At 75.2% G+C, this 23,743-nt stretch carries 21 protein-coding genes and 1 pseudogene; 13 read left to right on the plus strand and 9 right to left on the minus strand.

What is annotated here, in order from left to right; translation table 11 throughout:
* The 3 genes and pseudogenes from AB0L40_RS16565 to AB0L40_RS16575 all read left to right on the plus strand — a co-directional run.
* A partial coding sequence (locus AB0L40_RS16565; protein WP_364356692.1) for a DUF6537 domain-containing protein occupies positions 1-883 on the plus strand: 883 nt, incomplete at its 5' end.
* Positions 884-919: 36 nt separating this feature from the next.
* A complete protein-coding gene (locus AB0L40_RS16570; protein ID WP_364356695.1) occupies positions 920-2,167 on the plus strand; it encodes a saccharopine dehydrogenase NADP-binding domain-containing protein in 1,248 nt (415 codons plus the stop codon).
* Positions 2,168-2,288: 121 nt separating this feature from the next.
* Positions 2,289-2,861, plus strand: a pseudogene (locus AB0L40_RS16575) (oxidoreductase); the annotation flags it as partial.
* Positions 2,862-2,958: 97 nt separating this feature from the next.
* Here AB0L40_RS16575 and AB0L40_RS16580 read toward each other — a convergent pair.
* From AB0L40_RS16580 to AB0L40_RS16590, 3 genes are all read right to left on the minus strand, one after another.
* Positions 2,959-4,785 carry an ABC-F family ATP-binding cassette domain-containing protein gene (locus tag AB0L40_RS16580; RefSeq protein WP_364356698.1) on the minus strand — a complete coding sequence of 609 codons (1,827 nt, stop codon included), beginning with the start codon at positions 4,783-4,785 and terminating at the stop codon, positions 2,959-2,961.
* A gap of 140 nt (positions 4,786-4,925) precedes the next feature.
* A complete protein-coding gene (locus AB0L40_RS16585) occupies positions 4,926-5,747 on the minus strand; it encodes a sulfurtransferase (protein ID WP_364356701.1) in 822 nt (273 codons plus the stop codon).
* 31 nt (positions 5,748-5,778) lie between these two features.
* Entirely contained in the window at positions 5,779-6,513 is a 735-nt protein-coding gene (locus AB0L40_RS16590) for a hypothetical protein (RefSeq protein WP_364356704.1), read from the minus strand.
* Positions 6,514-6,800: 287 nt separating this feature from the next.
* On the opposite strand from AB0L40_RS16590, the gene AB0L40_RS16595 reads away from it, so the two are divergent.
* The 3 genes from AB0L40_RS16595 to AB0L40_RS16605 all read left to right on the plus strand — a co-directional run bounded on the left by AB0L40_RS16595 (position 6,801) and on the right by AB0L40_RS16605 (position 9,563).
* Positions 6,801-7,016 (plus strand): hypothetical protein, encoded by a 216-nt coding sequence (locus tag AB0L40_RS16595; RefSeq protein WP_364356707.1) that lies wholly within the window; start codon positions 6,801-6,803, stop codon positions 7,014-7,016.
* Between the two features lie 164 nt (positions 7,017-7,180).
* Entirely contained in the window at positions 7,181-8,959 is a 1,779-nt protein-coding gene (locus AB0L40_RS16600) for a GAF domain-containing protein (protein WP_364356710.1), read from the plus strand.
* Between the two features lie 19 nt (positions 8,960-8,978).
* The gene (locus AB0L40_RS16605) at positions 8,979-9,563 is read left to right on the plus strand and encodes a sugar O-acetyltransferase (protein ID WP_364356713.1); all 585 of its coding nucleotides are present in this window, start codon (positions 8,979-8,981) and stop codon (positions 9,561-9,563) included.
* A gap of 51 nt (positions 9,564-9,614) precedes the next feature.
* Here AB0L40_RS16605 and AB0L40_RS16610 read toward each other — a convergent pair whose 3' ends face one another.
* Positions 9,615-10,673 (minus strand): nitronate monooxygenase, encoded by a 1,059-nt coding sequence (locus AB0L40_RS16610; RefSeq protein WP_364356716.1) that lies wholly within the window; start codon positions 10,671-10,673, stop codon positions 9,615-9,617.
* Between the two features lie 70 nt (positions 10,674-10,743).
* Between AB0L40_RS16610 and AB0L40_RS16615 the strand changes: the two genes are divergently transcribed.
* On the plus strand, positions 10,744-12,084 hold the full coding sequence (locus AB0L40_RS16615) for an NAD(P)/FAD-dependent oxidoreductase (RefSeq protein WP_364356719.1): 1,341 nt from the start codon (positions 10,744-10,746) through the stop codon (positions 12,082-12,084).
* A gap of 69 nt (positions 12,085-12,153) precedes the next feature.
* Here the strand turns inward: AB0L40_RS16615 and AB0L40_RS16620 are convergent, their stop codons facing one another.
* The 3 genes from AB0L40_RS16620 to AB0L40_RS16630 all read right to left on the minus strand — a co-directional run bounded on the left by AB0L40_RS16620 (position 12,154) and on the right by AB0L40_RS16630 (position 14,108).
* A complete protein-coding gene (locus AB0L40_RS16620) occupies positions 12,154-12,753 on the minus strand; it encodes a TetR family transcriptional regulator (RefSeq protein ID WP_364356722.1) in 600 nt (199 codons plus the stop codon).
* Positions 12,753-13,079: an SMR family transporter gene (locus AB0L40_RS16625; RefSeq protein WP_364356725.1), complete on the minus strand. Its 327-nt coding sequence runs from the start codon at positions 13,077-13,079 to the stop codon at positions 12,753-12,755. The genes AB0L40_RS16620 and AB0L40_RS16625 overlap by 1 nt, the downstream gene beginning before the upstream one ends.
* Positions 13,080-13,208: 129 nt before the next feature.
* Positions 13,209-14,108 carry an oxidoreductase gene (locus AB0L40_RS16630; RefSeq protein ID WP_364356727.1) on the minus strand — a complete coding sequence of 300 codons (900 nt, stop codon included), beginning with the start codon at positions 14,106-14,108 and terminating at the stop codon, positions 13,209-13,211.
* Between the two features lie 73 nt (positions 14,109-14,181).
* Between AB0L40_RS16630 and AB0L40_RS16635 the strand changes: the two genes are divergently transcribed.
* A complete protein-coding gene (locus AB0L40_RS16635; protein ID WP_364356730.1) occupies positions 14,182-14,805 on the plus strand; it encodes a TetR/AcrR family transcriptional regulator in 624 nt (207 codons plus the stop codon).
* Between the two features lie 100 nt (positions 14,806-14,905).
* Positions 14,906-17,935, plus strand: a complete 3,030-nt coding sequence (gene uvrA, locus AB0L40_RS16640) for an excinuclease ABC subunit UvrA (RefSeq protein WP_364356733.1) — start codon at positions 14,906-14,908, stop codon at positions 17,933-17,935.
* A gap of 155 nt (positions 17,936-18,090) precedes the next feature.
* Here the strand turns inward: uvrA and AB0L40_RS16645 are convergent, their stop codons facing one another.
* Positions 18,091-18,606, minus strand: coding sequence for a hypothetical protein (locus AB0L40_RS16645; RefSeq protein ID WP_364356736.1), 516 nt, complete (start codon positions 18,604-18,606; stop codon positions 18,091-18,093).
* 178 nt (positions 18,607-18,784) lie between these two features.
* Between AB0L40_RS16645 and AB0L40_RS16650 the strand changes: the two genes are divergently transcribed.
* From AB0L40_RS16650 to AB0L40_RS16660, 3 genes are read left to right on the plus strand one after another with little or no spacing between them, the layout of a single operon-like run.
* Entirely contained in the window at positions 18,785-19,783 is a 999-nt protein-coding gene (locus tag AB0L40_RS16650) for a magnesium and cobalt transport protein CorA (RefSeq protein WP_364356739.1), read from the plus strand.
* Positions 19,784-19,837: 54 nt separating this feature from the next.
* On the plus strand, positions 19,838-20,317 hold the full coding sequence (locus tag AB0L40_RS16655) for an SRPBCC family protein (protein ID WP_364356742.1): 480 nt from the start codon (positions 19,838-19,840) through the stop codon (positions 20,315-20,317).
* A 31-nt stretch (positions 20,318-20,348) separates the two neighbouring features.
* On the plus strand, positions 20,349-21,011 hold the full coding sequence (locus tag AB0L40_RS16660; RefSeq protein WP_364356745.1) for an acyltransferase: 663 nt from the start codon (positions 20,349-20,351) through the stop codon (positions 21,009-21,011).
* A 148-nt stretch (positions 21,012-21,159) separates the two neighbouring features.
* Here the strand turns inward: AB0L40_RS16660 and AB0L40_RS16665 are convergent, their stop codons facing one another.
* Complete coding sequence (locus tag AB0L40_RS16665) at positions 21,160-22,227, minus strand: LysM peptidoglycan-binding domain-containing protein (RefSeq protein WP_364356748.1); 1,068 nt, start codon at positions 22,225-22,227, stop codon at positions 21,160-21,162.
* Positions 22,228-22,465: 238 nt separating this feature from the next.
* Between AB0L40_RS16665 and AB0L40_RS16670 the strand changes: the two genes are divergently transcribed.
* Entirely contained in the window at positions 22,466-23,599 is a 1,134-nt protein-coding gene (locus tag AB0L40_RS16670) for an AI-2E family transporter (RefSeq protein WP_364356751.1), read from the plus strand.
* Positions 23,600-23,743: the final 144 nt, after the last annotated feature.

Raw genomic sequence — 23,743 nt, forward strand, 5'->3', positions numbered from 1 at the left:
CGGGGACGGCCCGCGCAGCACGGCGGGGCGGGCCGGGCGCGAGGCGAGCGCGACGGGCGGGAGCGGCGCGGGCGACGCCGTGGCGTATCCCGGCGGCGGGGTCCCGGCGTCCCCGGCCGGCGCGTCCCGGTCGCCGGCTCCGTTTCGCCGGCCCGCCGCGGAGGAGCGCGCGGCCGCCCTCGTCGCCGAGCACGGTCTCGACGGCCGCCTCGGCGCCCTCGTCGCCCACCGGGCGGCGGAGCTCGTGCGGTACCAGGACGCCCGCTGCGCACGGCGCTACGTGGCGGACGTCGCCGCGGTCGCGGTGCGCGAGCGCGCGGCGACGGGCGGCGATCGGGTCGCCCGCGCCTACGCCGTCGGTCTGCACAAGCTCGTCGCCTACAAGGACGAGTACGAGATCGCCCGCCTGCACCTCGACGCCACGGAGCGGGCGCGGGTCGAGGCCGAGTTCGGCGCCGGCGCGCGCGTCCGGGTGATGCTCCAGCCGCCGCTCCTGCGGGCCCTCGGCGTCGACCGGAAGATCGCGTGCGGCCCGTGGATCCGCCCGCTGTTCCGGGCGCTCCGGCCGCTGCGCCGGCTGCGCGGCACCCCGCTGGACCCCTTCGGGCACACCGCGGTCCGGCGGACGGAGCGCGCGCTGCCCGGCGAGTACCGCGAGCTGGTCGCCGGGGCGCTCACGCACCTGCGGCCCGAGACCGTGGCGCAGGTCGTCGCCCTGGCGGAGCTGCCGGACGTCGTCCGCGGCTACGAGGACGTCAAGCTGCGCGGCGTCGCGACCTTCCGCGCCCGGGCCGACGAGGGGCTCCGCGCCCTCGCCGCGGCGCCGGTGGACCCGCGGGGTCCGGTGCTCGCCGTCCGCCGGCACCGCGTCGGCGCGGACTGACGGCCGCTGTCGTCCGACCCGCGGTAGCGTGCGCGCATGAGCGACTCCGCACCCGGCCGCGCGCGTGAGCACGACCTCGTCGTCTTCGGCGCCTCCGGCTTCGTCGGCCGGCTGACGGCCGCGTACCTGGCCGAGCACGCCCCGGCCGGCACGCGCGTCGCCCTGGCCGGCCGCTCGCGGTCCAAGCTCGAGGCGGTGCGGGCGACGCTGCCCGCGGCCGCCCGCGACTGGCCGATCGTCGAGGCCGACAGCCACGACGCCGTCGCGCTGTCCGCGCTGGCCCGCGCCAGCCGCGTGATCGTCACGACCGTCGGCCCGTACGCGCGCCACGGGCTCCCGCTCGTCACCGCCTGCGCCGAGGCCGGCACCCACTACGCGGACCTGACGGGGGAGACCCTCTTCATGCGCCGCTCGATCGATACCGCGGACGCCGTCGCGCGCGAGTCCGGCGCCCGCATCGTCCACACCTGTGGCTTCGACTCCATCCCGTCGGACCTCGGCGTGCTCGCGCTGTACGAGGCCGCGAGCGCCGCGGGGGCGGGGGAGCTGGGGGAGACGACCTTCGTCGTGACCGGGCTCGGCGGCGGCGTCAGCGGCGGGACGATCGACTCGATGCGCGGCCAGCTCGACGAGGGCAAGGCCGACCGCGACGCGCGGCGCCTGGCGGCCGACCCGTACGCGCTCTCGCCGGACCGCTCCGCGGACCCGAGCCCCCGGGAGGAGCGCGACCCCACTGGCGTCAGCCGGGACCCGCACACCGGCGCGTGGCTGGCGCCGTTCGTGATGGGGCTCGTCAACACCCGGGTCGTGCGGCGCAGCAACGCGCTGCAGGGCTGGCGCTACGGGCGCGGCCTGCGCTACCGCGAGCTGATGAGCGGCGGCAGGGGCCCGCTCGGCGCGGTCAAGGCCGCCGGCATCGTGGCGATGCTCGCCGGACTCTTCGGCGGCCTGTCGCTGAAGCCGACGCGGAAGGTCCTGGACCGCGTCCTCCCGTCGCCGGGCGAGGGCCCGAGCGAGGAGCAGCGCGAGAAGGGCTTCTTCCGCATCGACATCACCACGACGACGGCGTCCGGCCGCCGCTTCCGCTGCCGGATCGCCGCGAAGGGCGATCCCGGCTACAAGGCGACCGCGGTGATGCTCGGCCAGGCGGGGCTCTGCCTCGCCGAGGACCAGGACCGGCTCCCCGGGGCCGGGGGCGTCCTGACCCCGGCCACGGCGATGGGCGGCGTCCTCACCGACCGGCTGCGCGCCGCGGGGCAGACGTACGACGTGACCGAGCTGTAGCCGCCCGGTCGTCGCCCTTGACCTGGACCGCGCTCCAGGTCGTACCGTCGACGGCATGACGACGATCACGCCCCAGCACGCCATCGGGTCCGGCTTCGGCGCCGGCAGCACGGCGGAGGAGGTGGGCCACTTCGCGCTCGCCGGTCACCTGTGGCCGGCGCTCGTCGCCGGCGGCGGCGCCCGCGTCGTCGCGCTCTCGTCGACGGGCCACAAGCGCTCCGGCATCCGCTGGGACGACGTGATGTTCGCGGGCGGCAGCTACGAGAAGTGGACGGCCTACGGGCAGGCGAAGTCCGCCAACAGCCTCTTCGCGGTCCACCTCGACGACGCCGGGCGCGAGCACGGCGTGCGGGCCTTCGCGGCGCACCCGGGCGGGATCCTCACGCCGCTGCAGCGCCACCTGACGACGCAGGAGATGGTCGACCGCGGCTGGATCGACGAGGAGGGCACGCCGCTCCATCGCTTCAAGACGCCCGAGCAGGGTGCCGCGACGGCGACCTGGGCGGCGACGTCGCCGCAGCTCGACGGCCTCGGCGGCGTCTACTGCGAGGACTGCGAGATCGCGGAGCCGACGGACGTGGGCGGCGAGACCGAGGGGATCTCCGGCGTGAACGCCCACGCGGTCGACCGCGACGACGCCGCCCGCCTGTGGGCGCTCTCGGCGGAGCTCACGGGCGTCGACCCGCTGAACTGAGTCGCGGCACGGGGCCCGCGCCCTCCGCGGGTGCCCCGGGCCCTGGCGACGCCCGGTCCGGTCCCGCCCCGAGACGCACGGGGCGGGGCCCGTAGGTCTACCCCTCGATGGCCTCGGAGGCCTCCATCCAGGCCGCCTCGAGCTCCTCGCGCTCGGCGGCCAGGGTGGCCTGGCGCTCGCCGATCTCGCGCAGCTTGCCGGGGTCGGTGGCGGCGGCCGCCATCTCCTCGTAGATCGCGGCCTCGGCCTCGCCGAGCTTCTCGATCTGGCGCTCCATCCGGGCGACCTCCTTGCGGGCGTCGCGTAGGGCGCCGCCCGTCAGGGCGGTGGCCTTCGGCTTCGGGGTCGGGGTGCCCGTGGGCGCGCCCTCGCCGGTGCGGTCGGCGGCGTCCGCGGTCTCCGCGGCGTGCCGGAGCCGCAGGTACTCGTCGATCCCGCCGGGCAGGTGCCGCACACCGCCGTCGCCCATCAGGCCGTAGACGTCGTCGCAGACCCGCTCGACGAAGTAGCGGTCGTGGGAGACGACGATCAGCGTCCCGGGCCACGCGTCGAGCAGGTCCTCCAGGGCGGTCAGGGTGTCGATGTCGAGGTCGTTGGTCGGCTCGTCGAGGATCAGGACGTTGGGCTCCTCCATCAGGAGCCGCATCAGCTGCAACCGCCGGCGCTCGCCGCCGGAGAGGTCCTTGACGAGGGTGCGGGAGCGGGCGCCGCGGAAGCCGAAGCGGTCGCAGAGCTGGCCGGCCGTCAGCTCCAGGCCGTCGCTGGTGGTCGTCGCGCCGCGGACCTCCTCCAGCGACTCGAGGACGCGGACGTTGCCGGGGATCTCGACGGTGTCCTGCGAGAGCTGGGCGAGGCGCACGGTCGAGCCGCGCTGGACCTCGCCGGACTGCGGCTGCAGCGCGCCGCTGATGACGTTGATCAGCGTCGTCTTGCCGGCGCCGTTGACGCCGACCAGCGCGAACCGGTCCCCCGGGCCCAGGCGCCAGGTGGCGTGGTCGAGCAGCACCTTGTCGCCGTAGGCCACCGACGCGTCCTCGACGTCGATGACCTTCCCGCCCAGGCGGCGGGTCGCGAAGCGCAGCAGCTCGACGCCGTCGCGCGGGGCGGGCTCGTCGGCGATCAGCTCGTTGGCGGCGTCGATCCGGAACTTCGGCTTCGACGTCCGGGCCGGCGGGCCGCGTCGGAGCCACGCGAGCTCCTTGCGCAGGAGCTGCCGGCGCCGGGCGTCCTGGGCGGCCTCCTGGCGGTCGCGCTCGGCGCGGGCCAGCACGTAGGACGCGTAGCCGCCGTCGTACTGGTGGACGGTGCCGTCGACGACCTCCCACGTCGTCGTGCAGACCGCGTCGAGGAACCAGCGGTCGTGGGTGATCACGACCATCGTCCCCCGGCGCGCGGCGAGGAACCCGGCCAGCCACGCGACGCCCTCGACGTCGAGGTGGTTGGTGGGCTCGTCGAGCAGCAGCAGGTCGGGGGAGTCCAGCAGCAGCTTCGCCAGGGCGATCCGCCGGCGCTCGCCGCCCGACAGCGGCCCGATCACCGTGTCGAGGCCCTTCGGGAAGCGCCGCAGCTCGACGCCGCCGAGCAGGCCCTCGAGCACCGAGCGGAAGGTCTTGTCGCCGGCCCACTCGTGGTCGGCGCGGCCGCCGACGAGCTCCTGGCGGATCGTCTTCTCGGGGTGCAGCGAGTCGCCCTGGCCGACGAGCGCCAGGTCGAGCGAGCCGACCCGCGTGACCGCGCCGGCGTCGGGCTCCTCGAGGCCCGCGATCAGCCGCATCAGCGTGGACTTGCCGTCGCCGTTCTTGCCGACGATGCCGATCCGGTCGCCGGCCTCGATGCCGAGGGTGACGTCGGTGAGGACGGAGCGGCTCGCGTAGCCCTTGTCGACCGCCTTGAGGTTGACCAGGTTCTTGGGGGCGGGTGCCATCGACCCCCCATCTTGCCGGGACGGGCCGGGGGACCGCCCTGCGGGGTGCCCGCAGCGGCTGGACGCGGCCCGCGTCACCAGGTCCCCGGCGGACGTCCCGGGTGGCCGTCCGCGCCCCCGGGCCCGCGCGGCGCCCGGGGTCAGCCGGGCTCGGAGCCCGTGGCGACCGGGCGCGTCGCGTCGCGGCTGTAGGCGGACCAGGAGCCCGGGTACAGGCGCCCGCGGCCGAGCCCGGCGTGCTCGATCGCCAGCAGGTTGTGGCAGGCGGTCACGCCGGAGCCGCACGACGAGACCAGGGGCGCGTCGGCGGTGACGCCCGCGGCGGCGAAGCGCTCGCGCAGGGCGTCGACGGGCAGCAGACGGCCGTCGGGGCCGAGGTTGCCGCGCGCCGGGACGCTCCGCGCACCCGGAATGTGGCCGGCGCGCGGGTCCAGCTGGTCGGCGGCGCCCGCGTAGCGGTCGCCGGGCCGGGCGTCGATCACGACGTTCGCACGGTCGGTCGCGTCGTCGACGTCCGCGAGCAGGTCCTCCGGCCACGGCCGCGCGGTGAAGACCGCGGGGGCCGCGCTCTCGGGGCCGGTCTCCAGCGGGCCGTCCCAGGCGCCGATGCCGCCGTCCAGCAGCGCGGCGTCGTGGCCGGTGGCCCGCAGCATCCAGACCAGCCGGGCCGCCATCACGCCTCCGGCGTCGTCGTAGGCGATCACGACGTCGGCGTCGCCGATGCCGACGGCCGCGAGGCCGGCCGCGAACGCGTCCGGCGCGGGGAGGGGGTGGCGTCCGCCGGCGTCCGACGCGGGGCCCGCGAGGACGGCGTGGAGGTCGACGAACACCGCGCCGGGGAGGTGCCCGGCCTCGTGCGCCTCGCGGCCGCTGCGGCCGTCGAGGTAGAAGCGGACGTCGGCGAGGACGACGTCGTCGCGGTGCTCCTGCAGCCAGGCGTGATCGACGAAGGGGGAGGTCACGGCCGGAGCGTATCCCGGGAGCGGCCGGCCGTCAGTCCCCGCGGATCGCCCCGACGGGGTCGAAGCCCTCGCCGCCCCGCGGACGCGTGAACGTCGCGAAGATCGACACCACCGCGGCGTTGACCCCGTCGGACGGGGCCCCGGGGTCGTAGCGCAGGCGCTGGAGGTGGCCGTCCAGCAGGGCGCAGACCGTGTCGCCGAGCTCCTCGACGGTGCGGCCGGGGACCATCTCGCGGTCGGTCGCCAGGAGCGCGGCGTGCGTCGCCGGGACGAACGTCGCGACCTGCTGCTCCCGAGCCTCGCGCAGCAGCCGCGCCGCGGAGGCGTCCGTGTCGCAGATCGCCAGGCCGAGGTGGTGGACGCGCTCCTGGGCGGCGGCCTGCGCGCCCGCGGGGCCGGGCAGGAACGGCAGCAGGCCGTCGGCGATCGCCGCGTAGAGGCCCTGCATGTCGACGTCGTCGCGCAGCCCGAGCGCTGCGGCGTGGTAGCCCGCCGTCGCCTCCTCGGCGGCCGCGACCCGCGCGGCGGCCGCGACGGCGAGGATCGCCAGCGCGAGGTCTCGGCGCTGGAACGCGTAGGTGCCGCTGCCGCTGCTGTCGTCGCCGCCGAAGTGGTACCGGACGGACGACGCGGAGCGGTCGCTCGCCTGGGCCAGCCGCTCGGGCGTGAGCGCGCGCAGCAGGTCGCCGGCGTCGGCGTCGCCGATCAGCCGGATGGCCGCCGTCGCGATCTCGTCGCGCGCGGTGGGGGACGCCGGGTCGTGCATCCGCCGTCAGGCGGCCGCGCCGGCGGACCGGACGCGGCGTGGTGGCGCCCGACGGACGGGCGTGGGCGTCAGCGCGCCGGACGGGGCGGGCGAGGGACGGGGCGGGGACGTCGACATGCGCTGCACGGATCCATCGGAGACGAGGGCCTGGTGGGTCTCCGACGGGGACTCGTCGACCGCCCCCCGATCGTACTGGCCGCCCCGTCCCACCCGGCTGTGGGAATGCGCGAGGAGGAGACGCCGCGGACCTGCCGGTCGGCGGAGGCCCGGGCGGGTAGGTTCTCCCCATGGACACGGACACGACGCCCCGACTCGCCGGCGGAGCCGCCTTCGTGGTGGCCGGGATCGCGGTCATGCTGATCGGCGCCCCCGGGCTCCTCGGCGTGCTGCTGATCCTCGCCGGCATGGTGCTGCTGGGGCTCGTCGTCACGGGCCACGAGTCGGTCCCGGCGCTCCTGCGGTCGCGCGGCGTCGGCGGCCGGCGCCGCCGTCCGCGCGACTGAGCGGGGAGCGAGCGCCACCGCGCCGCGACCGTGGCCGGTCCGGCGGCGGGGCGTGCGCAGGCTGCACACCTCGCGGGCGTTCGCCCCGGTGACCACGTGTGCAGCCCGCACGTTGTCCGGATGGCGCATGTGCAGTCCTTCCACCCGGGCCTAGGGTCAAAGGGGTGTCGGGATACGTCCACGCCAGTCGCACCGGGGGCGACCCCGGGGGACCACGCCGTGGGACCGTCCCCGGGCGGGTCCCGGCGCCGGGGGACGACGCCGCGCTCGTCGACGGGACGCTCGGCCGGGACTGGCTGTACCGCGTCATCGGGGCGGTCGCCCAGGGGCCGGACGTCGACCGCGTCCTGCCCGCCGTCGTCGAGCTGCTGAGCGACGCGACGGCCTGCCACGGCTGCTTCGTCTACCTCCGCGACCACGACCGCCTGAAGATGCGGGCCGCGTCGAAGGTCTTCGCCGACGCCGTCGGCCGTGTCTCCTTCGGCGTCGACGAGGGGCTGTGCGGCTGGGTCGTCCGCAACGACGAGCCCGCGTTCATCCGCGAGAACGCGCTCGCCGATCCGCGGATGAAGCTCGTCCCCGAGCTGCAGGAGGAGCGCTTCCAGTCGATGGTCGCGGTGCCGCTCCGCGGTCGCGACGGGGTCGTCATCGGCGTCATCGTGCTGCACACCGAGGCGCCCCGCGAGTTCGGTCAGGAGGTCCTCGACTTCCTGTCGCACGTCGCGTCGCTGGTGGCCGGCACGATCGAGAACGCCCGCCTCTACGAGCGCGAGCAGGAGCGGGTCCGGGCGCTCGAGCAGCTCGCGGCGCTGGTCCGCAGGATCGCGACGGTCGCCGGGCGCGCCGACCTCCTCACCGCGGCGTGCGACGGGACGCTCGAGCTGCTCGGTGCCGACCGCTGCCGGCTGTTCATGGTCGACCTCGACGACGGCGCCACCCGTGTCGTGGCGTCGGCGACCACCGAGGCGGGCGAGAACCGCCCGCAGGACCCGCCGGTCGACGCCCCCGAGCGCGGCGCGCTGGCGGTCCGGATCGCGGCGGGCGACGCGGGCGAGGGCGTGCTGTCGGTCGAGCGGGAGACGCCGTTCCCGTCGCACGAGCGCGGGATGCTCGAGACCGTCGCGGCCCAGGTCGCGGTCGCGCTGCGGACCGTCGAGCTGATCGAGCGGCTGACGGAGGAGAACCTCGTCCGCGACCTCTTCGACGCGATCGCGGCCGGCCGCGGCGGGCAGGTCGCGGCCCGCGCCCGGTCGGCGCGGATCGACCCGGACGGTCCGCACGTGGTGGCGGTCTTCGAGCCGCTGCGCGTCGGCGTCGCCTGGGGTGCGGCCGAGCGGCTGGAGACCCGGCTGCGCCACGCGATCCCCGGCGCGCTCTGTGACCCGAGCCCCGACCGCCTGCGCGTGCTCGTGCCGGTGTCGCCGGCCAGCGACCCGTCCGCGGCGCTGCGCGTGCTGGACGCCGAGCTCGACCTGCTCGCCCGCGAGGAGGGCGCCGTCGCGGGCCGGTCCAGCGTGCAGCAGCAGCTGGCGGCGGACCGCTCGAGCCTCGTCGAGGCCGCCGCCGCGGCCCGGATCGCCCGCGCCCTCTCGCCGGCCGGCGGCGCCCGCGCCTGGGACCAGCTCGGCGCCTATCGCTACCTCGTCGGCGTCGGCGGCGAGGTCGAGCCCGACGGGCGCCACGCGGCCGCGGTCGACGCGCTGTGGCGCTACGACGACCGGCGCGGCAGCGAGCTCGTGCGCACGCTGGAGCGCTACCTCGCCGACCGCAGCGTCGTGCCGACCGCCCGCGCGCTGCACATCCACGCCAACACGCTGCGCCAGCGGCTCGAGCGGATCGAGCACCTGACGGACCTCGTGATCGCCGAGGAGGACCTCGTGTCGCTCGAGCTCGCGATCAAGCTGCACCGCCTGCGGGCGCCGGAGCGCGGCGAGGCGGCGTAGGCGGCCGTAGTCTGGGCCCATGGCCGACGACCCCAGGTCGATGCGCGAGCGGATGCTCGCGGGCGACCTCTACATCGCCGACGATCCCGACCTGCACCGCGAGTCGCTCCACGCGCAGCGGCGGGCGCAGGAGCTGAACGCGATGGACCCGGCGGACGCGGAGGGCCGCGAGGCGCTGTTGCGCGACCTGCTCGGCGCGTTCGGGGAGGGCAGCGAGCTGCGCTCCCCGTTCCACTGCGACTACGGGTACCAGACGTTCGTGGGCGCGCGGACGTTCGCGAACTTCGGGCTCGTCTGCCTGGACGTCGCGCGCGTGACGATCGGCGACGACGTGCAGATCGGCCCGAACGTGCAGTTGCTGACGCCGACGCACCCGGTGCAGCCCGGGCCGCGCCGCGACAAGTGGGAGGCCGCGCAGCCGATCACGATCGGCGACAACGTCTGGCTCGGCGGCGGCGTGGTCGTCTGCCCCGGCGTCACGATCGGCGACAACACCGTGGTGGGCGCGGGCGCGGTCGTGGTCCGCGACCTGCCGGCGAACGTGGTCGCGGTCGGCAACCCGGCGAAGGTCGTCCGGACGCTCGATCCCGAGGGCGGGGCGTAGGACCGGACCTCCCGGTCCCGGCCGCCGGGACGGGGCGGCCCGCAGCGAGGGCTACGCCAGCCCGGCCTCGCGCGCGATCCGCGCGATCAGGTCCGCCGCGGGCTCCTCGGTCGCGTCGCGCCAGCCCTCGCCGGCCCACAGGTGGACGGCGTCGGGGTCGCCCTGCGCGGCCGCCGCGGCGCGCAGGGGGCGGGTCAGGTGGTGGACCTCGGGGTAGGCCGACGGGGCGTCCGGGTAGGCCAGCGCCAGGGGGTTGGCCAGCCCGCGGGCCGGCCGCCCCGTGAACCCGCGGGTGACCGTCGTGCCGGCGTAGCGCCGGTCGAGGATGGCGCGCCGGTGGGTGTCCGACGTGCCGGCCTCGGGGGTGCAGAGCAGCGCGGTGCCGAGCTGGACGCCCGACGCCCCGGCGTCGAGCGCCTGCCGCACGCCGGCCCCATCCATCAGCCCGCCCGCCGCCAGCAGCGGGAGCGGCGACGCCGCGCGCGCCCCGCGCAGGAGCTCCAGCAGCGGCACGAGCTCCCCGCCGCCCGGGAAGGCCCGGTCGTCGACGAACGCACCGCGGTGCCCGCCCGCCTCGGCGCCCTGCAGCACCAGCGCGTCGACGCCGGCGGCGGTCGCCTCCGCGGCCTCGGCGGGCGTCGTCGCGGTCGCGACGACCACGGCGCCCGTCCCCTCGCGGAGCCGACCGACGAGCTCCGACGACGGGCACGCGAACGCGAACGTCACCGCGGCGGGCTCGTGCCCGAGGAGCACCGCGACCTTCGCGTCGATCGCGTCGTCCTCCCAGCGCGGCTCGCCGAGCTCGACGCCGTGCTCGGCGGCCAGCGGCGCCAGCGCGGCGGCGTGGGCGGCGACGCCCTCGGGGTCCGCCGTCGGCGGCCCGGGGAGGAAGAGGTTCGCGCCCCACGGCGCGTCGCTGGCGGCCTCGAGCTCGTCGAGCTTCGCGGCGAACGCGTCGGCCGACAGGTAGCCGGCCGGGACGAGGCCGAGCCCGCCGGCGGCGCCGACCGCGGCCAGCAGCGCGGTGCTCGACGGGCCGCCGGCCATCGGGGCCGACCAGATCGGCAGTCGCGGGGCGCGACCGGGGGCGAAGCGCAGCTCGGGAGCCATGACGACAGCCAACCGCATCGGCGCCCCCGACGCGGTCGATCGGGCTGGTCCGCCGGGTACCGTGGGCCGCATGAGCGCAGAGCCCGAGTTCGACGTCGTCGTCATCGGCACGGGGCCCGGCGGCCGCGGGGTCGCCCCGGCCCTCGCCGCCGCCGGCAAGCGGGTCGCCGTCGTGGAGGACGAGCTCGTCGGCGGCGAGTGCCCGTTCTGGGCCTGCATCCCGTCCAAGACGCTGCTGCGGCCCGGCCAGCTGCGCGCGCAGGCCGGGCACGTCGCCGGCGTCTCCGTGCCGGAGCTCGACTGGGCGGCGATCCGCGACTACCGCGACTACATGAACTCCGGCCTCGACGACGGGGCGAAGGCCGACTGGATGTCCGGCATCGACGGCGTGACGCTCGTCCGCGGCCGGGCGACCGTCCCCGAGCGCGGGCTCGTCGTCGTCGGCGACCGCGAGCTGCGCTGCACCGACGTGGTGATCGCGTCGGGCACCCACCCCGCGATCCCGGACCTGCCCGGCCTGGAGCGCGAGCACGTGTGGACCAACCGCGAGGTCACGTCGCTGGAGGAGATCCCGTCGTCCGCCGTGGTGCTCGGCGGCGGCGCGGTCGGGCTCGAGGTCGCGCAGTACCTCCAGTCGTTCGGCTCCCAGGTGACGCTGCTGCAGCGCTCCGGCCGCCTGCTGACCCGCGAGGAGCCCGAGGTCGGCGAGCACGCGGCGCGGGTGCTGCGCGAGCACGGCGTCGACGTGCGGCTGGACACGAGCATCGCGTCGGTCCGTCACCACGACGGCCGGACCCAGGTCACGACGGACGCCGGGGACGTCCTCGACGTCGAGCGGCTCGTCGTCGCCGCGGGGCGCTCGCCGCGGATCGACGGCCTGACGCCCGACGGCGTGACCGTCGAGCACGGCCTGATCCGGGTCGACGAGCAGTGCCGGGCGGCCGACGGGATCTGGGCGGTCGGCGACATCACCGGCGAGGCGCCGTTCACCCACGTCGCCGGCTACCAGGGCCGCGTCGTGGTCGACGCGCTGACCGGCGGCGACGCCGTCGCCGACTACCGGGCGATCCCGCGGGTCGTCTTCCTGGAGCCCGAGATCGCGGCGGTCGGCCTGACCGCCGACGCCGCCCGCGAGCGGGGCATCGCCGTGCGGACGACGACGCTGGCGCTGAGCGGCACCGACCGGACCGAGACCTACGGCCGCGGCCTGGAGGGCGGCGTCGGCCTCGTCCTGGACGCCGGCGAGGACGTGCTCGTCGGCGCCTGGGCGGTCGGCCCGGAGGCGGGGGAGTGGATCCACACGCCCGCGCTGGCGATCAAGGCGTCGATCCCGCTGGCCGTCCTGAAGGACTTCGTCCCGCAGTTCCCGACGTTCAGCGAGCTGTGGGGCGCGGCCTTCCGGCAGCTCTGAGGCGACCGCAGGGGCCAGCGCCGTCGTCCCGCCTGTGGGCCTACGACCGTCAGAGGACCGCGCGCCCGGTCAGCGGTCCGTCGCCGGACCGGCCAGCCGCCGCAGCACCGCCTCGACCTCCGCGGCGTCGGGCGGGTCGTCCGTCATCAGGCCGTGCAGGCAGACGCCGTCGAGCAGTGCGGCGAACGCCCGGCGGTCGACCTCGTCCATCCCCACGCCGAGCGGGCCGATCGCGACCTCGAGCCAGGCCAGGGCCGCGGGGCGCAGGGCCGGGCGGCGCGCGGCCAGGAGGTAGAGCTCGAACTCGGCGACCGCGCGTTCGCGGTGGTGGCGGGACTCGTCCGCGAGGAACGCCGCCAGGGCCTTCAGGTGGTCCTCCGGCTCGTGCCCCGCCAGCGTCGCGGCCCACTCCTCGGTGGCCGTGGTGATGGCCGCGACCAGGAGCTCGTCGATGGTGCCGAAGTGGTACCGGACGGAGGCCGCGGCCACCCCGGCGTGCCCGGCGACCGCGCGGTGGCTGACGCCGCCGACGCCGTCCCGGGCGAGCACCGCCAGCGTGGCGTCGATGAGCGCGCGGCGGCGGACGGCGCCGCGCGCGGCCCGGCCGTCCTCGGGGACGGCGGTCGCCGACGCCGGCCGCCGGGCCGGGGTGGTCGTGGGGTCCGGCATCAGTCGTGCGCCGCGCCGAGCTCCAGCGCCGCGGCCCCCGCGATGACGAGCAGCAGACCGACGACCTGGACGCCGGTGAGGGTCTCGCCGAACAGGGGGATGCTCAGCGCCGCGACGAGCGCGATCCCGAACGCGCACCAGATCCCGTAGGCGATCCCCAGCGGGACGCCGCGACCGAGGCAGAGCCCGAGCAGCGTGAACGCGGTGATGTAGCCCGCGACGACGAGCACGATGAACGGGGCCTTCGAGAACCCGTCGGACGCGCGCAGGCTCATGGTGGCGATGACCTCCGACACGATGGCGCCGGCGAGGAAGACGTAACCCATGGGGAGCTCCGGGAGGGACGACGGCCGGGGACCGTCGCCGAGGAAGTGGTGCGGACGTACTACTTGTACGAACGTACCACTCCGTCGACGCTCCTGCCGCGCTCCGTGCACGGCGTCCGCGCTGCCGGTCTACGCGGCGATCGTCTCGGGCGCCCGCACGCCCGTCAGCTCCTCGGACAGGGTCCAGAGGCGCTTGGCGGCCTCGGCGTCGCTCGCCTCGGCCGTGCGGCCGACGAGCACCGGACCGCCGCGCATCTCGGCGAAGCCGTCCGGGCCGACGTAGGACGCGCCGGGCAGGTCCTGCGACGCGGCGTACAGCGTGGGCGCCGCGCCCGCCGCGTCGTCCTGGGCCAGCACGCGGTTGCCGATCTTCATGCCGATCCGCTGCAGGGGGTTGGTCGTCGCCGACTGCAGGTTCGTGGCGGCGTAGCCCGGGTGGGCGGCGACGGCCCGCACGGGCGAGCCCGCGGTGCGGAGCCGCCGGTCCAGCTCGAGGGTGAAGAGGAGGTTCGCCAGCTTCGACTGGCCGTACGCCGCCCAGTTCTTGAACTCGCGGCGCTCCCAGTTCGGGTCGTCGAGGTCGACGGAGGCGCCGCGGTGGGCGCCGGAGGCGACCGTGACCACGCGGTCGGTCACGTGGGGGAGCAGCAGGTTCGTCAGCGCGAAGTGGCCCAGGTGGTTCGTGCCGAACTGCAGCTCGAAGCCGTCCTTCGTGGTGCCCTGCGGCGGGATCATCACGCCGGCGTTGTTGATCAGCACGTCGAGGTCGCCGTCCCACGCGTCGGCGAACGCGCGGACGGAGGCGAGGTCGGCGAGGTCGAGCGGGCGGACCTCGACGTCGCCGGCGATCGTCGCGGCGGCGCGCTCGCCCTTCTGGGCGTCGCGGACGGCGAGCACGACGCGGGCGCCGACCCGCGCCAGCTCGCGGGCGGCCACGAGGCCGATCCCGCTGTTGGCACCGGTGACGACGACCCGGCGGCCGGCGAAGGAGGGGAGGTCCGTGGCGGACCAGGAGGGCGACTTGGGCATGCGACGGAATGTAGGCGGTGACAACAGAGTTGTCAATGGCAACATCGACCGCCCTCGCCGCTATGCTCGGAGCGTGGGTTCCCCGACCGAGACGCCGCGCCGCTATCACCACGGCGACCTGCGCGACGCGCTGCTGCGGCGTGCCGAGGAGGTTCTCTCGGCCGACGGCGCCGACGCGCTGTCGCTGCGGGGGATCGCCCGGGACGTCGGCGTCAGCCACGCGGCGCCACGGCGGCACTTCGCCGACAAGCAGGCGCTGCTGGACGCGCTCGCCGAGGTCGGCTACGCCCGCCTCGGCCGCGAGCTGGACGCGGCGATCGCCGACGGCGACGCCACCGAGGGCCGCCCGTTCCTCGACCGGCTCGTGGCGCTCGCCCGCGCGTACGTGGGCTTCGCGGTGCGCGACGCGGAGCTGCTCGAGCTGATGTTCGCCGGCAAGCACCGGCCCGGGGCGTCGGAGGCCCTGATCGACGCCGGCCGGCGGGCGTTCGCCGCGCCGCTCGCGCTGATCGCGGCGGGCCAGGCGACCGGCGAGGTCGTCGCGGGCGACGTCGAGCGCGTGTCCACCGCCGGCTGGGCCGGCATCCACGGGCTGGCGACGATGGCGAACGCCGGCCTGGTCGACGTCGCGGCGCTCCCGGACCTGCTCCCCGAGGTCGTGGAGCGCCTGGTGCTGGGGCTGCGGCCACGCCCTTGAGCGCGCCGGATCCGCCCTGAGCCACGCGTTCTCCCTGCACCCGGGGCGGGTTCTCCCACAGCACGACCGAACGTCCGTTCGCATGCGTAGACTCGGTGCAATGGCAGGAAGCGGTCGGATCGTCGTCACCGGTGCTCGCGAGCACAACCTCAAGGACGTCTCGCTCGAGCTCCCCCGGGACTCGCTCGTCGTCCTGACCGGGCTCTCGGGCTCGGGCAAGTCGTCGCTGGCGTTCGACACGATCTACGCCGAGGGCCAGCGCCGCTACGTCGAGTCGCTCTCGGCCTACGCGCGCCAGTTCCTCGGGCAGATGGACAAGCCGGACGTCGACTCGATCGAGGGCCTCTCGCCGGCGATCTCGATCGACCAGAAGACGACCTCGCGCAACCCACGGTCGACCGTCGGCACGGTGACGGAGGTCCACGACTACCTGCGCCTGCTGTGGGCCCGCATCGGCCACCCGCACTGTCCCAACGGCCACGGGCCGATCGCCGGCCAGTCGGTCGAGCAGATCATCGACCGCGTGATGGCGCTGCCCGAGGGCACGCGCTTCATGGTCCTGGCGCCGCTGGTCCGTGGCCGCAAGGGCGAGTTCCGGGAGCTCTTCGGGCACCTCAAGGACGAGGGCTTCCTGCGCGTCGAGGTCAACGGCGACCTGCGGATGCTGGAAGAGGACATCGTCCTCGACAAGAAGTACAAGCACGACATCTCCGTCGTCGTCGACCGCCTGGTGATGCGCCACGACGTGCGCAAGCGCCTGGCGGAGGGCATCGAGGCCGCGACGAAGGAGGCCGAGGGCCTGGTCGAGATCGCGCTCGTGCTGCGCGAGGGCGACGAGATCCCGGAGGACTGGGACGAGCGCCACACGTTCTCGGAGAACTTCGCCTGCCTGACGTGCGGCTTCTCGATGTCCGAGGTCGAGCCGCGGACGTTCTCGTTCAACGCCCCGCACGGTGCCTGCCCGCGCTGCACCGGCCTCGGCGCGCAACTGATCGTCGACCCCGACCTCGTCATCCCGGACGCGGGGAAGTCGCTGTCGGACGGCGCGATCAAGCCGTGGTCGTCGTCGCCGAACCCGTTCTACCGCAAGCTGCTCGAGGGGCTGTCCGAGCACTTCGACGTGCGGATGGACGTCCCGTGGAACGAGCTCTCGGGCGAGGAGCAGGAGGGCATCCTCTTCGGCGACCCCGACGGCGAGCGGGTGCCGCTGCGCTTCAAGGGCCGGACGGGCCGCCGCCGCACGTACAACATGCGCGCGGAGGGGGTCATCACGAACCTGGAGCGCCGCTACCGCGAGTCCGACTCCGAGCAGGTCAAGGAGAAGATCGAGGAGTACATGGGCATGGTGCCCTGCCCGGACTGCGAGGGCTCGCGCCTGAAGCCCGGCCCGCGCAACGTGCTGATCGGCGGCATCGGCATCCACCAGTTCTCCGCGCTGTCGGTGCACAACGCGCTGACGTGGATCGACGAGGTCGAGCTCTCGAAGACCGAGCGCAAGATCGCCAACCTCATCGTGCGCGAGATCAAGGAGCGCCTGTCGTTCCTCGTCGACGTCGGCATCGGCTACCTGACGATGGACCGCGGCGCGGCGTCGCTGTCGGGCGGCGAGGCCCAGCGCATCCGGCTGGCCACCCAGATCGGGTCGGCGCTGGTCGGCGTCCTCTACGTGCTGGACGAGCCGTCGATCGGCCTGCACCAGCGCGACAACGAGCGCCTGATCAAGACGCTCGAGCGCCTGCGGGATCTCGGCAACAGCGTCCTGGTCGTCGAGCACGACGAGCAGACGATGCGGCGCGCGGACCGCCTGATCGACATGGGCCCCGGCGCCGGCGAGTACGGCGGCGAGGTCGTCGCCAACGGCACGCCGAAGCAGGTCGAGGCGAACAAGAACTCCCTCACCGGCCAGTTCCTCTCGGGTGCCCGGGCGATCCCCGTGCCGGACGAGCGGCGCGAGCGCACCGGCGACCTCGTCATCCGCGGCGCGCGGGACCACAACCTCAAGGGCCTCGACGTCACGATCCCGCTCGGCGTGCTCTGCGTCGTCACCGGCGTGTCGGGGTCGGGCAAGTCCACGCTGATCAACGGGATCCTCCACAAGGCCGCCGCGGCGCAGCTCAACCGGGCGCGCGTCCGTCCGGGCGCCCACGACTCGATCGAGGGGATGGAGCAGCTGGACAAGGTCATCCAGGTGAACCAGTCGCCGATCGGCCGCACCCCGCGGTCGAACCCCGCGACGTACACCGGGATCTTCGACCACATCCGCACGCTGTTCTCGCAGACACCGGAGGCCAAGGCCCGCGGCTACAAGCCGGGCCGCTTCTCGTTCAACGTCAAGGGCGGCCGCTGCGAGGTCTGCAAGGGCGACGGGCAGATCAAGATCGAGATGCACTTCCTGCCGGACGTCTACGTCCCGTGCGAGCAGTGCGACGGCAAGCGCTACAACCGCGAGACGCTCGAGGTCCACTTCAAGGGCAAGTCGATCGCCGACGTCCTCCACATGCCGGTGGACGAGGCGATCGAGTACTTCGAGAACGTCCCGAAGATCCGGCGCCGGCTCGAGACGATCCGCGACGTCGGCCTCGGCTACGTCCGGCTCGGCCAGCCGGCCACGACGCTGTCGGGCGGCGAGGCGCAGCGGGTCAAGCTCGCGCACGAGCTCGCGCGCCAGGCGACGGGCCGCACGCTCTACATCCTGGATGAGCCGACGACGGGCCTGCACTTCGCGGACGTCGAGCGCCTGCTCGAGGTCCTCCAGCGCCTGGTCGGCACCGGCAACTCCGTCGTGGTCATCGAGCACGACCTCGACGTCATCAAGACCGGCGACCACCTGATCGACCTCGGTCCCGAGGGCGGCGACGGCGGCGGCGAGCTCGTGGCCCAGGGCACGCCCGAGCAGGTCGCGGCGGTCGACGCGTCGCACACGGGCCGCTTCCTGCGCGAGCTCGTCACGCCCGACGCCGCCGCGGTCGCGGCCGGCGGCACGGCGAAGCGGGCGCCGGAGGACGAGCGTCCGCGCAGCACGAAGACCAAGGCGCAGAAGCAGGCCGAGGCCGCCGAGGCCCGCGAGCGGATCGCGGCGGCGAAGCAGCGACCGGCGACCCGCCGCAAGCGCGCGGCCGCGGCGGACTGAGGTCGGGCCGGTGGCAGGAGCGGTCTACGGCGAGCTCGCGCCCCCGCCCGCCCTGGCCGATCGCGTCGCGTGCCGGCGTCCGGCTGCGTCCCGGTGCGGCCGGCCGCCCTACAGCGCCCGCCCCGGGGCCGGTCGACCGGGGGCGACCCGGGGCCTCAGCGCGTCCGGAAGCTGACGGTCTTCGTCCGCGACGTGCCCGGGTCGTTCTGGGCCTGGACGGTGATCCAGTAGCGGGCCGCGGGCAGGCCCTTCTTGAAGCGCAGGGTGTAAGCGACCCGCTTGCGGCCGACCGCGGGGTTGATCCGGTACTTCGACGTGCTCATCGTCGTCCACCAGCGCTTGCCGTCGTACGCCTGGTCGCGGACGCCCTGCTTCAGGCGGATCCGGCGCTTGACGTTGACCTGGGCGAACTGGACGCCGCTGTCGAGGTCCTCGAAGTGCACGCGGACGCTCTTGATCCGGGAGCCGACCCGGGTCTTCGGCAGGGTCACGGAGACCACCGGCGCCGTCGCGTCGGGCACGGGGGCCGGCTCCGTCGTCGTCGGCGTGGTGGTCGTCGTCGGCTCGGGCTGGAACGGTGGCGGGTCCTGCGCGACGGCGACCGCCGCGAGGGCGCCTGCGGCACCGGAGGAGACGATGGAGAGGGCGAGGGCGAGCCGGGGGAGTCGCATCCGCCGATCCTACGCCCGCCCCGCGATCGCGGGGCCGGGGCACCGGGTACCGGCGGCGTAGGCTGTCGTGCGACCGGCCACCGGCCCCTCCCTCATGCGACGACCGCCGACCCACCGCACCCTCCGCCATCGCCGCGCCGATCGCTCGCGCATCCAGGAGGCCGGTCCCCCGACCGCGATGGAGGCCCGCTCGATCGACGAGGCCCTGACCGACTGCGCGGTCTACGACCACGGCGAGCGCAGGGGCGGCGTCGTCCCGCTCACCGAGGCGATGGGCCGCGCGCACCGTGCGAAGGACGGCTTCGTGTGGATCGGGCTCCACGACCCCGAGCCCGCGGCCGTCGAGGCGCTCGGCGTCCAGTTCGGGTTGCACCCGCTGCTCGTGGAGGACGCGATCCAGGCGCACCAGCGCCCGAAGCTCGAGGCCCACGAGGGCCTGATCGCGCTCGTGATGAAGACCGCGGAGTACGTCGACGAGACCGAGCGCGTGGTGATCGGCGAGCTGATGATCGTCGTCGGGCCGAAGTTCGTCGTCACGATCCGCCACGGCTCGCCGGTGCCGCTGAAGGGGCTGCGCGAGGACCTCGAGAACGACCGCACCCGCATGGAGCGCGGGCCCGGCGCCGTCTTCCATGCGATCGTCGACCGCGTGGTCGACGAGTACGCCGACGTCCTCGACGGGCTGTTCAACGACGTCGACGAGGTGGAGGCGATGGTCTTCTCCGACGAGCGCAACAACCCGACGGAACGCATCTACCGCCTCAAGCGCGAGGTCATCGCGTTCAAGAAGGCGGTCGGCCCGCTGGTCCACCCGATCACGCGGCTCGTCGAGGACGAGGAGCTGCCGGTGCCGGACCGCGCGCGGCCGTACCTGCGGGACGTCCTCGACCACCTCGTGCGCGACGCGGAGGCCGTCAACTCGATCGACGACGTGCTCTCCGGCGTCCTGGACGCCAACCTCGCGCAGATCTCGCTGCGTCAGAGCGAGGACGCCCGCAAGATCTCGGCCTGGGCGGCGATCGCGGTCGTGCCGACGATGATCTTCGGCCTCTACGGCATGAACTTCGAGCACATGCCGGAGCTGAAGTGGGGGATCGGCTATCCGCTCGTGCTCGTCGTGACGCTCGGCATCTGCGTCGTGCTCTACAGCCGCCTGCGGCGCGCCGGCTGGCTCTGAGGCCGGACCCTACGCGCGAGTAGGTACGACGTCCGCACGGCTATGCTCCGGCGCATGCCGGCCTACCCCCTCCGCCATGTCGACGACGCGTTCCTGAAGGACGCGCCGCTCGTGATCCGCAGCACGGTCCAGCTGAAGGCGCAGCCGCCGCAGGTCTGGGCGGCCCTGGGCAGCGACGAGATGTGGTCGTGGCTCCCGCTCATCGACCGGCTGGAGTGGCAGTCGCCGCGGCCCCACGCGGTCGGGTCGATCCGGCGCCTGCGGATGGGGCGGTTCCTGACGATCGACGAGGAGTTCTACCGCTGGGACGTCGAGCGGCGGGCGACCTTCCGGGTCGCCGGCCAGAGCCGGAAGGTCCTCGACGCGCTGATCGAGGACTTCGTGCTCGTGCCCTCGGAGGGCGGCACCGAGCTGACGTGGACGATTGCGGTGTCCCCGCTGAAGGGCCGCGGCCTGCCGCTCGGCCTGCTCGCCCCGCTGCTGCGCCCGGGCAACACGGTCGCGATCGGCGGGATCAAGAAGCTGCTGCGCTGATCCCGGCGCGGCCGGGGGATAGGCTCGCCGCGTGTCCGCGCCGCCCGATCACACCCGACCGCCGGTGCCGCCGCTGGACGCCCGCCTCGTCCGGCAGTGGGTCGCGAAGTGGCGCTGGTACACCCGGCCGCAGCGGCCGTGGAACCGCGCCCGCCTGGCGGTCGAGCTGGCGCGGCGCGAGGCCTTCGCCCGCGGGCGGCTCAACGGCGACGTCCTCGGGATGCTCCTCGACGGCCGGCTGGAGCTCGGCCCGCAGGTCTTCCTCGAGCCCGGCGTGTGGCTGACCGCCGGGGACCACGGGCGGATCCGCGTCGGCGGCGGGACGTTCCTCAACCAGGGCGTGATGATCGCCGCCGAGGGTCTCGTCGAGATCGGCGAGCACTGCATGGCGGCCAACGGCTGCCTGATCACCGACGGCAGCCACCGCTTCGAGGATCCCGACGTCCCGGTGCCGTGGCAGGGCTTCACGACCAAGGGCCCGACCCGCATCGGCGACGACGTCTGGCTCGGCGCCAACGTCGTCGTCACCAGCGGCGTCACGATCGGCCGGCGCTGCGTGATCGGCGCCAACTCCGTCGTGACGGAGGACATCCCGCCGTTCACGATCGCCGCCGGCACCCCCGCACGACCGATCCGGACGATCACCTACCCGGGGGCGGCCGCGGTGCCGGACGCGGAGCGCCCGGCGGTCTGACGCGGGAATCGCGCCGGCCCCGGACCTGGCGGACGGCCCCGGACGGGTGGACCGGGTCGGGCTCGCGTCGCGCACCGTCCCGCGCCGGACGCAGGACGCCCGCCTCCGGCGCCGGGTGCCCGGACGCCGGCGCGTCACCCCGGGCCGCTCAGCCGCCGAAGCGGGACCGCAGCGCGCGGACGTTCTCGACGTAGCGCTTCGTGTCGTCGTACATGCCACGAGAACGGACCGACGAGAGGCCTTGGTAGTACGCGGCGGCGGCCTGGTCGGGGTCGCCGCCCGTCTCGCGCAGCAGGTGCTGGAGGTAGAGCGTCCCGGCCTGGACGTTGTCCGCGGCCGAGCTCGGGTCCAGGGCCCGGGAGGAGAGGTTGCGGTTGATCCAGGTCCACGTGCCGGGCATGACCTGCATCACGCCGCGAGCGCCGACGGAGGACACGGCGCCGTTGTTGAACCCGCTCTCCTGCCAGGCGATCGCGCGGGCCAGGGACGCCGGCACGCCGTTGGCGGCCGCGGCGGAGCCGACGTCGGTCGCCGAGACCCGGGTGCCGGCGCTCGCGGCCGTGCCGGTCGCGGAGGCCGTCGCGGTCGTTCCGGAGGCGCCGGTGCTCGACGACGCGGTCGCGGTCGCCGCGGCGGCGGTCGACGTGGAGGCGGCGCTCGACGGCGTGGTGCCGGTCGGGTCCGAGGCGGCCGAGGCGGACGAGCCCGCGCCGGTGGAGCCCGCCGTCGGCAGGGACAGCCGGCGGCCCGCGGGGAGGAGCGCCGAGGCGTTGACGCCGTTGTGGGCCGCGAGCGCCGTCACCGAGACGCCCGCGCGGGCGGCGATGGCGCTGAGGGTGTCGCCCGGCTGCACGACGACCCCGCCGGCGGACGAGCCGGTCGCGGACGCCGTGCCCGCCGACGTGGCGGAGGACGCCGCCGATCCGGATGAGCCCGCCGGCGACGCGACGACGGCGGCGGCCGGCGCTCCGGCCGACCCACCGCCGGCGGGGATGCTGATGATCTGGCCGGCCTGGACGGCGGAGTCGGGGGAGAGGCCGTTGGCGGCGGCGAGCGCGGCCGGCGAGAGGCCGTTGAGCGCGGCGATCTGCCACAGGGACTCGCCCGCCTCGACCTGGTGGACGGGCTGGGCGTGGGCGGCTGGGACGGCGGCGGCGGTCAGCGCGAGGGCGCCGAGCAGCACGGCCGCCCGACGTCGGAACGCGTTGGGGGTCACGCGCGCCTCCTTCGGGTGGGGGATGACGGGGGCTCGTCGGTTCTCGCGCACCGCGGGCGGCATGGCAAGGCCGGGACCCCGTCCGCAACCGATGTTGCGCACCCCGGGAGTCGTCGGCCGGGCGGCGCACCGCCGGCCGGCGTCCTCGCGCCGGCTGGTCCCCGGGACGCCGTCCGCACGCCGAGCCGTCGGGACTCCCCGGTAGCGTCGACACGCCAACCCGACCCGAGATCCGCCCGTGCAACCAGGCCAGAGCATCCCCCGAACGGTCCTCGCGGCCAGCCTCACGATCCTCGCGGTCGCCGGCGTCGTCGTGCTCGTCTACCTGCTGCGCGGGCCGCTCTCGTGGCTGGCGATCGCGGGCTTCATCGCCGTCGCGGTCTCCGGGCCGGTCGGGAAGCTCGAGCGGCGGATGCCGCGCGGCCTCGCCGTCCTGCTCGTCTACCTCGGCGTCCTGCTCGTGCCGGCGATCGTGGGTCTCATCGTCGTGCCGCCGCTGGTGCGGGCCGCCAGCGACCTGATCGACCAGGCGCCGCACTACGCCGACGAGGTCCAGCACTACGTCAACGGCAACGAGTCGCTGCGCAAGCTCGACGACGACTTCGACCTCGTCCAGCAGCTGCAGAACCAGGCCGACAAGCTCCCCGCGCGCGTCGGCGACGCGGCCTCCTGGCTCGGCGACCTGGGCCTCGGGATCGTCAACTCGGTCTTCGCCGCGGTCACGATCCTGATCCTCAGCGTCTTCCTCGTCGGCAGCGGCCGCCGCTGGATCGACGGGCTCCTGGACATCGGCACCCCGGACCACGCGGACCGCATCCGCGAGACGCTCGACCGCATGGCCGGCGCGGTGGGCGCCTACATCGGCGGCGCGGTCCTGCAGGCGCTGATCGCGGGCTCGCTGGCCTACGTCGTGATGCTCGTCCTCGGGGTGCCGTTCGCGGCCCCGCTCGCCGTCACCGTCGCGCTGTTCGGCCTGATCCCGATGATCGGCGCGACGATCGCGGCGGTGATCGTCGGCATCGTCACGCTCTTCCACGACTTCCCGACCGCCACGATCATCTGGGTCGTCTGGGCGGTCGTCTACCAGCAGGTCGAGAACACGGTGATCCAGCCCCGGATCCAGAGGCGCGCCGTCGGCGTCCACCCGCTGGGCGTGATGGTGGCCGTGCTCTTCGGCGGCAGCCTGCTGGGCGTGATCGGCGCACTGCTGGCGGTCCCGATGGCCGCGTCGCTCCAGATCGGCGTGCAGGCGTGGTGGGCGTACCGGCAGGAGATCCGGGGCGAGGCCGACGGAGACGACGACGGCGACCCGGCGGACGACGACGGACCGTCCGACTCGGGCGTCGCGGACACGGCCCCGGCCCCCGCCTGACGGCTGGTCGGCGTCCTCCCGTCCTGCGGTGAGCCTGGCGGCGACGATCGTCCTGCGCGTCGGGTCGTCGGTGCCGTACCCTCGGGCGGGCGGCGTAGACGACCTTCGCGATCGCGGTGTGGGCGGCGACCGTGGGGTGGACCG

Origin of the sequence: Patulibacter sp. NPDC049589, from assembly GCF_040675535.1 — a bacterium.
Classification (GTDB): Bacteria; Actinomycetota; Thermoleophilia; order Solirubrobacterales; family Solirubrobacteraceae; genus Patulibacter.